Origin of the sequence: Pseudoalteromonas citrea (assembly GCF_000238375.3) — a bacterium.
GTDB classification, from domain to species: Bacteria; Pseudomonadota; Gammaproteobacteria; order Enterobacterales; family Alteromonadaceae; genus Pseudoalteromonas; species Pseudoalteromonas citrea.
The window spans coordinates 115,894-129,250 of sequence record NZ_AHBZ03000016.1; the positions used below are offsets into that span (position 1 = coordinate 115,894).

Sequence of the window (13,357 nt, forward strand, 5' to 3'; positions counted from 1 at the left end):
AAGTGTTCCGTTTACTTTGGCTTTGCTTGCTACATGTCGGAGATAGGCTTACAGCTAATTAATTACATCCTTTTTGTACTGTTTGAGTCGTTACACGTACAGCAAAATCATTGTAGTCACTGTCATTTTCATCTTCCCAGTATTGTACATTGCCGCTTTGTCTCATATTGGTCGTCAGCTGATTACTATTTCCTTTAATAGCTAATACATAGGTGATAGAACTTGATTGCAATACATCGTAACTACCACTGGCACCATATTCGTCAAGTAACTTCACATAGCTGCCATTAACTTTAACACCCCAATCATTATCATGAAGTGAGCTCTCAGAGACAAATTGATAGTTAATTCGAGTGTAGTTCTGTGGAGTACAGGCTTCATCATCATTTATAATCGTACCGCCTGCGCTACTCTGACCCGTAACGCCCGTTTGTGCTGTCGCATTAACGGTGAGTGTTTTGTCTGCGCTATGTACATCATTATCGATGGTTTGAATGGTGACTGTCGCGTTTGTTTGACCCGCAGGAATGGTTACCGAGCTCGTAGTTAGCGTGTAATCATTGGGCGACGTTGTGCCATCTGTAACCGATAAAGCCACCGTGATATCTTCATTAAACGTCGCACTGATGGTCGCACTGTATGTGAGTGTACCCCCTTCAACAACCGAGTCTGTCACTGGTTGTAACGAGAATGTCGGCTTTGGCACTGTGCCACATTGTACGTTGGTGTAACAGGCAACGGGTTGGTTGGTATTGGTTGCTAAATCGTTTAACCTAACAGGCACGGTTGCGACAAGGCATGTCGAGCCTGTGCTGGGCTCTAACACGTACAGCTGTGATTTATTAGCGTGGCCGTGGTCGTTAATTAGAGTACGGCTGATCATCACATCGCCGGCTTGATTCAGGGTTGCGCCTGTCACTGAAGTTAGCCCATGGCTAGAAAGCAGGCTCAAAGAATAGTTACTGCGATTTATTTCATAGGTTGAACTAGAAGTTACTAGCAGCAACTTGGAGTCTTTGATAACCAAATCGCCACGATACTTCCCTGATGCACTCAGTGAGGCAAGTTCTGTCGCTTCTCCAGTCTGTTTATCAATTTGATATAATTTGCTATAGCTATTGGCGAGTAAAACATCATTTTGGCTATCATAAACCATCCCAATGACTGATTTTGTTGTTCCCACGGTGGTATGACTTTGACTGGTAAAGTCATAATAAGCGAGTTTGGTTGTTCTATACTTTTTACCTTTAATTGGTAAATGCGCTAGTTCATCAGCACTGATAGCAAGCCCACTGATATCGACTTCATATTCTATGGGGCGGGGTGAGGCCACATAGTACATTCGATTACTTGAGCTGTCGAAGGCTAAAGCGCTAGAACTAAATTTAGCAACAGAGTTGGCTTGTGCAGTTTGAGCTTCTTCATTTAAGCTAAATAATAAGCCTAAATCGCCACGACCAGCATTAATGCCATAGAGCTCACCCTGACATTCGTTTGCATACCCAGAGGTAGAAATACCAATCGCGATCAATGAAAGTACAGGTAAGGTTAGTGAAGTTTTTAGCATGGTGTAATACCTAAGGTAGTTCATCCTGAACAGCTAATACAACACAAAGTAATGTCACATCCGTTCCGTATAGCAGATGTGATTTCTTAATCCTTTGAGGCGAGTGCTTCCGTTATTGACTTTGTAATCTTTGGCTATTATCTACACTAAAAAACATTTTATCAACATTTATTTGGTACTAAAGGGTTGGTTTTTGTGGCGGGTTACTCTTTGTTGTGCATTTTTAGGTAGTTAGGAAGTAGCTCTTCAACGATTTTTTTTGCCGTAATGGTATAACGCACACCATTAAACATAACTGATGTCTGTTCGTCGATCCCCGTGATCCCCGTTAATGTCCAACCTTCGCCTTTCTCAGGGCAAAACACTTTTGTGGTAGGTTGGATCACTTTAAATTCTTCAGGCATTTGGTTTCCTATATAGACTGACTTTGCGCGGTTAGTTTATACTAATTTTAAAAATTTCCAATCTGTACAGTACAAAATGGACCTTGAATCAACGCGTTTATTACTACGGCCAATTTCATATCGCGATACAGATGTGCTGATGACGGTTCTGAATGACCCTCTTGTTGCACAATATAATGACTATGGAATGTGTTTATCCCGAGATGAAATTAAAGCCTTGATCCAGTGGGACTTAGAGCAAATGTATCGCGGTGTTGGAATGCGTTACGCGATGTTACTTAAGCCATGTAATACGTTTGTAGGTACGCTTGGCATCTACGACCATGATACATTAAATAACACATGTCATATTGGCTTTGAGCTGTCCAGTATGTACTGGGGAAGGGGGCTTATGTATGAAGCATTAGACTGTCTTGTGCAAAACATGCGGTACGGCAACACTCTATTTCATGGCAACTTGGTTATATCAGCCAAGGTGGCACGCAATAATACCCGGTGTGCGCAGCTACTGAAGCGTCTTCAGTTTCATCTTATTGATTCAAAAACTGCAGATAAGTCAGAGCACCATCATTATCAATTAACACTAACGTGCAACAATCTAACGTTCGCGTAGGCCCTTTCTTTATTTTTGAATTAAATGTAATTTGTTACTCAGTACACGGACCATCTCATCAGCTGTTTGTACTTCGTTACAGAGGCCTTGCAACAACGTCATAAAATAACAATCCATCATGATATTTGCTTGCGCTGCATCATATTGCGTCTCTGAATAAAGAGTCAGTTTAAACGCATCCAATTGATCCAAAAAGTAAGCTTGTTGCCAAAGAATGCAGACAACCAGTTCTTTACTAAACTCTCGATTTTCTAAGTAAAAAGCATATAGGTGCTTGGCGTAGTGGCGCAGCTTTAATCTTGGCGTATGGTGTGTATCGGACAAAGCCGCGTTTTTAATGACGTCTTCAATTTTTCGGTACATAGCCACTTTAAGTATTTCTGCTTTCGATGGAAAGTGACTAAAAACGGTGCCTGTTGCAACGCCTGCACGTTGTGAAATTTGCCGTGTTGTGGTCTCGTTGTAACCATACTCATTAAACAAACTCCAGCTAGCATCAAGAATAGCCAAATAAGTTTTTTCTCTTTTATTCATAAAATTACCCATATATGCCTGCGAATATACTAGCACTATTTTTTGTACAAGCACATATTTCACTTGATTGTGAGCGCGCTCATTTAATATAATGAGCGCGCTCAATTTATAAGGAAGTGTTATGTATAAAATATTAGGTTATTTATTGTTTTTACCCTTTATAGGCTTTTATTCATTTGTACTCGGGCCCGTTTTAAAACTTGTATTGCTACCAGGTGGCATGTTGCTGTTTTTCGTTATATTGGGACCTAAATCGTTCATGGAGCATCTAAGAGCGGCTTACCCTCAACTTAAAAATACAGATAAAGGGGATAAAGCAATAACTTCTTCCTGAACTTTCGTAGTTTTACGCGCGGGTTTAGTTTAAAATCAGGCTCTGATGAAATATAAATTCAGATAAATCTGAGGAGCCTGTTATTTTAAGCGCAGCTAACGTCACCATGCAGTTTGGTGCAAAACCATTATTCGAAAATATCTCTGTAAAATTTGGAGATGGCAACCGCTATGGCCTGATCGGCGCTAACGGTTGTGGCAAGTCTACGTTAATGAAGATCCTTGGTGGCGAACTTGAAGCCAGCGCTGGTAACGTGAGTGTGTCACCTAACACCCGTCTAGCTAAATTAAACCAGGATCAGTTTGCGTACGAAGAATATTCTGTTGTTGACACCGTTATTATGGGTCATAAGGAACTTTGGAGCGTAAAAGCGGAACGTGATCGTATTTACTCATTGCCAGAAATGAGTGAAGAAGATGGTATGAAAGTCGCTGACCTTGAAACTGAATTTGCTGAAATGGATGGCTACTCTGCCGATGCAAAAGCCGGTGAATTATTACTCGGTGTTGGTATTCCTACAGAGCAGCACTATGGATTGATGTCTGAGGTGGCGCCAGGTTTTAAATTACGAGTGCTGTTAGCGCAGGTGTTGTTTGCCGATCCTGACATTATGTTACTTGATGAACCAACCAACAACTTGGATATCTACACAATCAAGTGGCTAGAAGATATTCTGAATCAGCGTGATTGCACCATGCTAATTATTTCTCACGATCGTCATTTCTTAAACTCAGTCTGTACACATATGGCAGATATTGACTACGGTGAGCTGCGTGTTTATCCGGGTAATTATGATGAGTATATGTTTGCGGCAACGCAGGCTCGCGAAAAGTTACTCAGTGAAAATGCCAAGAAGAAAGCACAAATTGCTGAGCTGCAACAGTTTGTATCGCGTTTCTCTGCTAATGCTTCTAAAGCAAAGCAAGCAACATCGCGTGCTAAACAGATTGATAAAATTCAACTTGATGATGTAAAAGCGTCGTCTCGTCAATCTCCATTTATTCGTTTTGAGCAGTCAAAGCAATTATTCAGAAATGCGCTTGAACTTAATAAAGTCGGCCAAGGTTATGATGAAATATTATTCTCGGGCCTAGAAGGTTTAGTAGAAGTCGGCGAGCGCATTGCCATTATTGGTGAGAACGGTGTAGGTAAATCAACGTTATTACATTCTTTAGCAGGTCGATTAGACCTTAAAGAAGGTGATTTTAAATGGTCTGAAAACTCAAACATTGGTTATTACGCTCAGGATCATGCTGACGAGTTTGATAAAGATATTACGGTTTTTGAGTGGATGGAACAATGGCAACAAGAAGGCGACGATGAGCAAGTTATTCGTAGCTACTTAGGCCGTATGTTGTTCTCTCAAAATGATATTAAAAAATCAGTAAAAGTGCTCTCTGGTGGTGAACAAGGTCGAATGCTGTTTGGTAAGCTAATGATGTTTAAACACAACATGCTACTAATGGATGAGCCGACTAACCACATGGATATGGAGTCTATCGAAGCGCTTAACTTAGCCCTAGAGCAGTATGAAGGCACATTGTTCTTCGTGTCTCACGACAGACAGTTTGTATCATCGCTCGCGACGCGTATTTGGGAAATCAAAGACGGGAAAGTGATCGACTTTAGAGGCAGCTACGAAGAGTACCTTGCTTCACAAGAGCAAGCATAACTAAAATAACCGCGCTTTTGAGCGCGGTTTTTGGTTGGGTCGCGGTTAATTTTATTGCTTTTTATACGACGTACCATATTTCATAAAGCAGTAATAACAATGGTATTAGCCTTATAGTTAGGTATAATACCGCGCAAAAATTAGCATGGTTTTGAATACCCCAAAGTACATTCAAAACTGTGATTTATATCGTATCGTTCAATTTACTACTACCGAGGATTTACTATGACGGTTGGCATTATTATGGGTTCAAAATCAGATTGGCCTACCATGCAACATGCAGCAGATATGTTAGATAAGTTTGGCATTGAGTATGAAACAAAAGTTGTTTCAGCGCACCGTACTCCTCAACTTTTGGCTGATTACGCATCAACCGCAGCAGAACGTGGCATTAAAGTTATTATTGCCGGTGCTGGTGGTGCTGCGCATCTTCCTGGTATGGCTGCTGCTTTTACGAGCCTGCCAGTATTGGGTGTACCAGTTAAATCAAAAACCTTAAACGGTGTTGATTCATTGCTGTCAATTTGCCAAATGCCAAAAGGTGTTGCTGTAGGAACATTGGCTATAGGTGATGCTGGTGCTGCAAATGCTGGGTTACTCGCTGCACAAATACTGGGCTGTCAGCAACCAGAAATATTTGACAAGGTTGAAGCGTTCCGTAAAGCGCAAACGGAAACTATTCTAGCTAACCCAAATCCAGCTGAATAATATGAATATTTTAGTTTTAGGGTCAGGGCAATTAGCGCGCATGATGAGTTTATCGGCGACAAATTTAGATTTACATGTGTTGGCGTATGATGTGGCGAGTCAACATATAGTAAACCCGGTTACAGGCCAAGTACATGAACAAACTTTAGCGCAAGCAATAGCAGCAAGTTGTGCAATTACTGCTGAGTTTGAGCATATACCTGCTGATGTGCTTGAATTATGTTCGCGCAGTGGTAAGTTTTATCCGGGTGCTGAAGCCATCGCAACTGGGGGTGACAGAGGCAAAGAAAAAGCGCTACTAGATAATGCGTCAGTGCACTGTGCACCTTATAAGCTGATCACGCAGAAGCAACACTTTTTGGATGCGATTGAGCAGTTAGCGTTACCTATGGTTGTTAAAACATGTCAAGCAGGGTACGACGGGAAAGGTCAATGGCGAGTAAAGTCATTGGACGATGTTGACACTATTTGGGCTGAAATGGCAGAGTTTTTAGCCGCAGGAAGTGAATTAACACCGCACTCTATTATTGCTGAAAAGATGATCCCGTTTGACCGTGAGGTATCGATAATCGGTGTTAGAGATAGAGCGGGTAACTGCAAGATATATCCGCTTACAGAGAATCAGCACACCAATGGGGTATTAACACTGTCGATTGCAGGCAAAGAAAAAGGGGCTATTCAAGCGCAAGCTGAAGACGCTTTCAACGCGATTGCAACGGGTCTTGATTATGTTGGTGTATTGGCCATTGAGTTCTTTGATGTGCAAGGCGAGTTGCTGGTCAATGAAATTGCACCTCGCGTGCATAACTCAGGACATTGGACTCAGCAAGGTTGTCATACTAGCCAGTTTGAAAATCATATGCGCGCCATTGCAGGTATGCCATTGGGTTCGACACAGCTACTAAGGCCAACAGCCATGATCAATGTGTTAGGTCAGTCTAATATACCGCACTCAGTATTATCAATTAGTGACACAACCAGTCATTGGTATGGCAAAGAAGCCAAAGCGGGGCGCAAAATGGGTCATATTAATGTCTCAGCAAACTCGTTACATGGCCTTGGTGAAAAGCTAGGAGAGCTAGCAGATATTTTACCAGAAGAAAGCTATCCAGGCGTACTCGCCACAGGGCAGCAGCTCATTCTAAATTAAATGCTACAGCCGGATTTAATATCCGGCTTTTTTGTGCTTAAAAATAGAGTTTCAAATTATGGTGCCATTACATACAGCTGGTTTCTTCCTCCTGTTTCTTTTGTCTTTTACTCCCCTTGTTGGTCCTGCTTTAGCGCTATTTATGGGGATCGCTTTTACGTGGTTTTTTGGTAACCCGATGGTGGTATTGACATCAAAAACCAGTAAGTGGATGTTAAAAGTAGCGGTGATTGGGCTGGGCTTCAACGTCAATATTTATGATGTGCTGGAAGTGGGTCGAAGCTCAATCGTGCTAACGATTGTCAGTATTACCGCCATTATCGGCTTGGGAGAGATCCTCACACAATTGTTCAGGTTGAATAAAAATACCGGTGTGTTGATTTCATTTGGTACTGCGATTTGCGGTGGCAGTGCTATTGCTGCGATGGCACCGGTAATAAAAGCGAAAGAACATGAAATAGCAGTGGCATTGACGGTGGTATTTTTATTGAATGCGATAGGGCTGATGACTTTTCCCAGTATTGGAATGTACTTAGGACTATCGGATCAGCAGTTTGCTGTATGGGCTGCGTTGGCAATCCACGATACGAGCAGTGTAGTTGCTGCTGCTGCGACATTTAGCCCTTTAGCTGTTGGCATTGCTACCACCATAAAATTAACGCGTGCAATGTGGATCATACCGTATACCGCTTTGGCTGGTGTTTTTTGGAAAAGTGAAGAGAAGGCAAGCATTCCGCTGTTTATCGTTGGCTTTTTAATGGCTGCACTGTGTAATACCTGGTTTGAGCAAGGCAATTTTGTGTGGCAAACCCTGTATGCTGGTGCAAAACATGTGTTAGTTGCAACCTTGTTTTTAATTGGAGCGGGTGTTTCAAGAAAAATTTTAGTTGAAACTGGCTGGCGGCCTTTTGCTATGGCTATGATTTTGTGGATCATAGTAAGTAGTACACTGCTACTGCTGATAAAAGATGGTTACATTTCGTAATATATTTTAAATTATATGGAACTCTTTTTAAGGTTGTACGGTCTTATTTTATGAGGCGTGGATAGGCCTCACTTCATATTCGTTGTTTGGCAACGAATATGTGAGCGCAGAGAGTATTTGGCCAGTATCCCATACTGGCCTTTTTTTCGTCTTAAAACTCGGCGGTTAGTCTAAAATAAGTCGAAATATTGCAATGAATTTGCTTAAATAAGGTAATTTTCATAACAATAGAAGCGCAATGATCAAACAATCTCTTATCTCAGCCGCTATCGCATCAAGTTTATTTTTAACGGGTTGTCAAACAACGCATACTTCAACAGCTCAGGCTAAAGAACAAATTACACCTGCGTCTGTTGTTGCAACACCAGTCGATTTTGGTGGAGAACAAATAACATTAGAGCAAGCAATGGCTCACCCTGATTGGCTTGGCCGTAAACCGCAAAACGAGTTTTGGGCTGCTGATAGCAAAACCGTTGTGTTTAATCAAAAGCAGGCTGGTAGTGATTTAAAAGACACATTTATTGTTGCAAATAACACAGCACCAACGAAAGTGTTGCTCTCAAAATTGCACTCTGTTGGTGCCAAAAATGCAGTGTATTCTGCCGATGGCCAATTTCAAGTTTACACGTTCAAAGGCAATGTGTTTGCTAAAACGATAAGCAGTGGCGACATTAAACAGTTAACATTTTCGTCAGAAAGTGCATTTCAATTACAATTTTTAAACTCGGGTGATATTGCTTACCGAGTTGGAAATACTTTTTATACTGTGAATGTTCGTACCGGTCAGTCAAAAGAATTAACCAAACTTCATTTATCTGATGCGCCAAAAGGCTTAGCGGCCCCAAGTGGCTTTATTGCCGAAGAGCAGCATAAGCTGATTGAATATGTTGCTTTAACGCATAAAAATAGCTTAGACCGTGAACAACGTACTAAGGCCATTAAGGAGCAGAATACCACAATAGCAAATAGCCATTTTTACCTTGGTAAAGGCAAAGCGTTAGTTTCTGTTAGCTTGTCTCCAGCAGGGGATAAACTGATTGCGGTAGTGACTGATAAAGCTCGCTGGAATGCCGAAACCGATATTATGCCAAACTATGTGAGTCAAAACGGTGATATCGACCCTGTACAAGCTCGCCGTCGTGTAGCACAAGCAAAAGCGGTTAATTCGGATGTTGTGTTGCTTGATTTAGCCACTAAAGCGCAAACCAGTCTAAGCTATGAGACTTTGCCGGGTTATGATGAAGATGTTCTGGCTGATGTTAAAAAAGAGAATGCAGAAGCAGTAGGTAAAACTTATACATCAGAGAAGTCGCCGCGTGCAATCAACTTAATACGAGATTGGGGCTGGAGCCAAAGTGCCATTCAATGGAATAGCACAGGCTCTGAAGTGGCCGTTATGCTAGAAGCATGGGATAACAAAGACCGTTGGTTAGCAACGGTAGATTTTGAACAGCAAGAATTTGTGTCACAGCACCGTTTACATGATGAAGCGTGGGTAAACTATGTTTACAACGATTTTGGTTGGTTAAATAATACAAATACCTTGTATTATTTATCTGAAGAATCAGGATATAGCCATATATACACCAAATCACTCGATGGGCGTGCAAAGCAGCTTACATCAGGTAATTACGTTGTATCGAACTTAACGCTTAGCAAAGACAACAGCGCTATTTACTACAAAGCAAATGTTGAGCACCCTGGTTTATACGAGATCTATAGAGTCGACCCAAAGACGGGTAAGACAGAAACGCTGACCGATTTAAACGGCATGACAGATTATAGTTTAAGCCCAGATGAAACTAAGCTATTACTGAATCATTCAAAAATAATGATGCCAAATGAGTTGTACGTCGCTGATGCAAAGCCTGGGTCTACCGCAACACGTCTAACAAATACAGTATCAGACACGTTTTTAAATAAAAAACTGATTGCACCAAAGATAGTCGCAGTGCCTTCAAGTCATACTGATCAGCCTGTTTATGCCAAAGTATACTATCCGGCAGATTATGTTGAAGGTGAGGTTGGTAAAAAGCGTAAAGCCGTGATTTTCAATCACGGTGCTGGTTACTTGCAAAATTCACACATGGGTTGGTCTGTTTATTTTCGTGAGTTTATGTTCCATTCCTTGTTAGCCAGTGAAGGCTATGTGGTAATGGATATGGATTATCGGGCTTCAAAAGGTTATGGCCGAGATTGGCGAACTGCTATTTACCGTCAAATGGGTAAACCTGAAGTTGAGGATTTAGCGGATGGTGTGAAGTGGATGGCTGAATACGCCAATGTAGACACCAATGCGGTGGGTACATATGGTGGCTCTTATGGCGGCTTTATGACGTTTATGGCACTGTTTACCCAACCAGATTTATTCCAAGCGGGTGCTGCACTTCGACCGGTAACTGACTGGGCATATTACAATACAGGATACACGTCGAACATATTGAATCACCCAGATGTTGACCCAATTGCTTATCGTAGAAGCTCGCCAATTTATCATGCGCAAGGGTTGAAAAATGATTTATTAATCAATGCGCCGATGATTGATGACAACGTGTTTTTCCAAGATGTTGTGCGTTTAGTGCAACGATTAATTGAATTGGAAAAAGAAGACTTTGAAACGGCTATTTATCCAGTTGAACCGCACGGTTTTGTTCAGCCTTCAAGCTGGTTAGATGAATATCGCCGTATTTATAAGTTATTCCAAGAAAACTTATAAACGGTAATTTAAATAGTAAAACGCCAACGTATTGTTGGCGTTTTTTTACTCTAAGCTTTTTTACCCGTAAAAAGGTGACTTTTTGATAGGTGATAAAGCAAATTTAGACTTAATACTAGCCCGCCAATTGCACCGATCAAATGTGCTTCAATAGCGACGCGTGAGTCAATTAGATTACCCACATCAACACTTGGCCCTTGCCATTGCTCCCAACCAAGTTTGACCCAGATACCCAAAAATAATAGCCACCCTGTGCGCATGCCTACCGTGATGTCTTTTACTGCGCCCCATACGATCACTCCATGTAGCAGGCCGCTCAAGCCTGTGTATATATTAATACTGGGGCAAAATAACCATATTCCAGCACCAGTCCAACTCGCGAGGAAGAGTGTGTGTATTGTGTAAGCTTTTGCAGTGCGGTGCTCTGCATGTAACAGCCATATAAATACAATACCCAGTATATTGAGTCCAAGATGAGTCCAATTAGCATGTACAAACTGACTAGTCACAATTCGCCACCACTGGTGTTGTTCAACCAGCGCACGGTTAAACTCAAGGAATGTATTACTGTTAACCGCCATGAGTAAAGTACTGAGCAATATTAAACACAGGGGCGGTAAAATATATTTTCGGTTTATTGGTAAGTCAAACATAATAATTTGGTTATAAGCATCTTTATTTTTTGCATATTGTGCCTCTTTACTTTTATTATGCCAATGCTAAGAACAACACAAAAGTGAATAACATGATTAAGCCTCAGCCATTACTCGTCGCACTTACCACAAGTTTGCTGATTTCCGGGTGTAACATAAACGAAAAAGAACAAAGAGAAACGCGTGAACCTGAAGCTGCAACCGGGCTACAAAAAAAGCAGCAAGTGATAGCGAATGACTATATGGTTGTTGCTGCTAACCCCTACGCGAGTGAAGCCGGAAAAACAATGTTAGCAAAGGGGGGGAATGCGATAGATGCTGCAATAGCCACACAATTGGTATTGACCTTGGTTGAACCTCAGTCATCAGGTATTGGCGGTGGTGCTTTTTTGATGTACTTCGATGGTGAAACACAAAACTTACTGACGTATGATGGCAGAGAAACCGCCCCCTCTGGCGCTGATCATACGTTGTTTTTAGACGATACAGGTAAACCTGTTAGATGGATAGAGGCGGTTGTTGGTGGTCGCTCGGTGGGTGTCCCTGGTATTTTGCATGCCTTCAGTCGTGCACATAAAGCGCATGGTAAGTTAGACTGGCAAACTTTGTTTGCCCCCGCAATTGCTTTAGCAGAAAAGGGCTTTATTGTATCGCCGCGGTTAAATATGCTGCTTGAAAAGAACTTCAATCCGGGTTTGTCACAGCTCTCACCTGCAAAGGAATACTTTTACCCGAATGGCAAAGCACTCACAGTTGGGACTGTGAAAAAGAATCCTGAATTAGCAGAGCTGTATAAGCAAGTTGCGCGTCATGGTATTCGAGCGTTTTACCAAGGTGAGCATGCAAAACGTATAGTAAATGCGGTGCAAACATCTGCGATTGCTCCGGGGACGTTAACTGAGTCTGATTTAGCTAACTATACCAGTAAAACGCGAGATGCAATTTGCACTGAATATCATCAATATAAAGTGTGCTCGATGGCTCCGCCAAGTAGTGGCGGTGTGGCAGTATTACAAATCTTGAAGTTGTTAGAGGGCAAGAAACTATCTCAATATTCAGCGAATGATGCATATGCACTGCATTTGTTTACGCAAGCTTCGCGGTTAGCGTTTGCGGACAGAAATCATTATATTGCCGATCCTGACTTTGTGAGCGTACCAACCAGCGCATTGCTTAACGCAGATTACTTGGCTGAACGCGCTAAACTTATTTCAGATGAGGATAACCATCATGTACCAGTAGGCCTGCCACTTGGGAAGCTTGCTTATGCCAAAGATGATGGTTTTGAATTACCTTCAACAACGCATGTGTCTGTTGTTGACGCTCAAGGTAACGCTGTCTCTATGACCAGCTCCATCGAAATGGGGTTTGGTTCTACAGTGATGGTTGACGGGTACCTATTAAATAATCAGTTAACTGACTTTTCATTAAGCCCAAAGAAAAACGGAAAATGGATGGCGAACCGCGTTGAGGCGAACAAACGACCAAGAAGTTCGATGTCTCCGGTGATGGTCTTTAATGCCGACGGTTCGCTGAAACTTGTGGTTGGATCACCTGGCGGAAGCCGGATCATTAATTATGTGGCACACACGGTGATTGGCGTATTAGATTGGGGGTTAACCCCACAGCAAGCAGTAAGTTTGCCAAAAATTACCAACCGTAATCGTTACACCACGTTAGAAAAGGGTACAAATCTGGCGTCGATAAAAGCGACTTTTGAAAAGCGTGGGCATAAAGTTCAAGTAAGAGATTTAAATTCTGGGTTGCATGTCATTGAATTGAATAACGGCGAACTACTCGGTGGCGCAGATCCTCGTAGAGAGGGGGTTGCGCTGGGTGAAAGTAACGAATAGTCATAGGTTTGCACAATAAACTACGTTATAATAATTGGCTCTGTAAGGCATTTAACAGTGTATTTACAGAGTCGATTGTATTGGTCTGATGTGAACGAATTTCATTGAAATTTAGCCACTTTCAGCAATAATGAACTCTTAGCCTTTTAAAATGTGTCTAGCTTGCAA

General features: G+C 41.9%; 12 protein-coding genes. 8 read left to right on the forward strand and 4 right to left on the reverse strand.

The window, feature by feature from the left end; genetic code table 11:
* Window positions 1-58: 58 nt before the first annotated feature.
* Entirely contained in the window at window positions 59-1,567 is a 1,509-nt protein-coding gene (locus tag PCIT_RS10780) for a Calx-beta domain-containing protein (RefSeq protein ID WP_010362959.1), read from the reverse strand.
* A 203-nt stretch (window positions 1,568-1,770) separates the two neighbouring features.
* Window positions 1,771-1,971, reverse strand: a complete 201-nt coding sequence (locus PCIT_RS10785) for a hypothetical protein (RefSeq protein WP_010362958.1) — start codon at window positions 1,969-1,971, stop codon at window positions 1,771-1,773.
* Between the two features lie 76 nt (window positions 1,972-2,047).
* On the opposite strand from PCIT_RS10785, the gene PCIT_RS10790 reads away from it, so the two are divergent.
* Window positions 2,048-2,584: a GNAT family N-acetyltransferase gene (locus PCIT_RS10790; RefSeq protein ID WP_010362957.1), complete on the forward strand. Its 537-nt coding sequence runs from the start codon at window positions 2,048-2,050 to the stop codon at window positions 2,582-2,584.
* A gap of 9 nt (window positions 2,585-2,593) precedes the next feature.
* Here the strand turns inward: PCIT_RS10790 and PCIT_RS10795 are convergent, their stop codons facing one another.
* The gene (locus tag PCIT_RS10795; protein WP_021032313.1) at window positions 2,594-3,118 is read right to left on the reverse strand and encodes a TetR/AcrR family transcriptional regulator; all 525 of its coding nucleotides are present in this window, start codon (window positions 3,116-3,118) and stop codon (window positions 2,594-2,596) included.
* Between the two features lie 121 nt (window positions 3,119-3,239).
* Here PCIT_RS10795 and PCIT_RS10800 point away from each other — a divergent pair, with 121 nt between their 5' ends.
* From PCIT_RS10800 to PCIT_RS10825, 6 genes are all read left to right on the forward strand, one after another.
* Window positions 3,240-3,452: a hypothetical protein gene (locus PCIT_RS10800; RefSeq protein ID WP_010362955.1), complete on the forward strand. Its 213-nt coding sequence runs from the start codon at window positions 3,240-3,242 to the stop codon at window positions 3,450-3,452.
* Between the two features lie 82 nt (window positions 3,453-3,534).
* Window positions 3,535-5,124 (forward strand): ABC-F family ATPase, encoded by a 1,590-nt coding sequence (locus PCIT_RS10805; RefSeq protein ID WP_084622669.1) that lies wholly within the window; start codon window positions 3,535-3,537, stop codon window positions 5,122-5,124.
* A 225-nt stretch (window positions 5,125-5,349) separates the two neighbouring features.
* Entirely contained in the window at window positions 5,350-5,832 is a 483-nt protein-coding gene (gene purE / locus PCIT_RS10810) for a 5-(carboxyamino)imidazole ribonucleotide mutase (protein WP_010362953.1), read from the forward strand.
* A gap of 1 nt (window position 5,833) precedes the next feature.
* Complete coding sequence (locus PCIT_RS10815) at window positions 5,834-6,982, forward strand: 5-(carboxyamino)imidazole ribonucleotide synthase (RefSeq protein ID WP_010362952.1); 1,149 nt, start codon at window positions 5,834-5,836, stop codon at window positions 6,980-6,982.
* 58 nt (window positions 6,983-7,040) lie between these two features.
* On the forward strand, window positions 7,041-7,967 hold the full coding sequence (locus PCIT_RS10820) for a YeiH family protein (RefSeq protein WP_010362951.1): 927 nt from the start codon (window positions 7,041-7,043) through the stop codon (window positions 7,965-7,967).
* A 238-nt stretch (window positions 7,968-8,205) separates the two neighbouring features.
* A complete protein-coding gene (locus PCIT_RS10825) occupies window positions 8,206-10,683 on the forward strand; it encodes a S9 family peptidase (RefSeq protein ID WP_010362950.1) in 2,478 nt (825 codons plus the stop codon).
* Between the two features lie 50 nt (window positions 10,684-10,733).
* Here the strand turns inward: PCIT_RS10825 and rrtA are convergent, their stop codons facing one another.
* Complete coding sequence (gene rrtA, locus PCIT_RS10830) at window positions 10,734-11,336, reverse strand: rhombosortase (RefSeq protein WP_010362949.1); 603 nt, start codon at window positions 11,334-11,336, stop codon at window positions 10,734-10,736.
* A gap of 92 nt (window positions 11,337-11,428) precedes the next feature.
* Between rrtA and ggt the strand changes: the two genes are divergently transcribed.
* Window positions 11,429-13,189: a gamma-glutamyltransferase gene (gene ggt, locus PCIT_RS10835; protein ID WP_010362948.1), complete on the forward strand. Its 1,761-nt coding sequence runs from the start codon at window positions 11,429-11,431 to the stop codon at window positions 13,187-13,189.
* The last annotated feature ends 168 nt before the right edge of the window (window positions 13,190-13,357 follow it).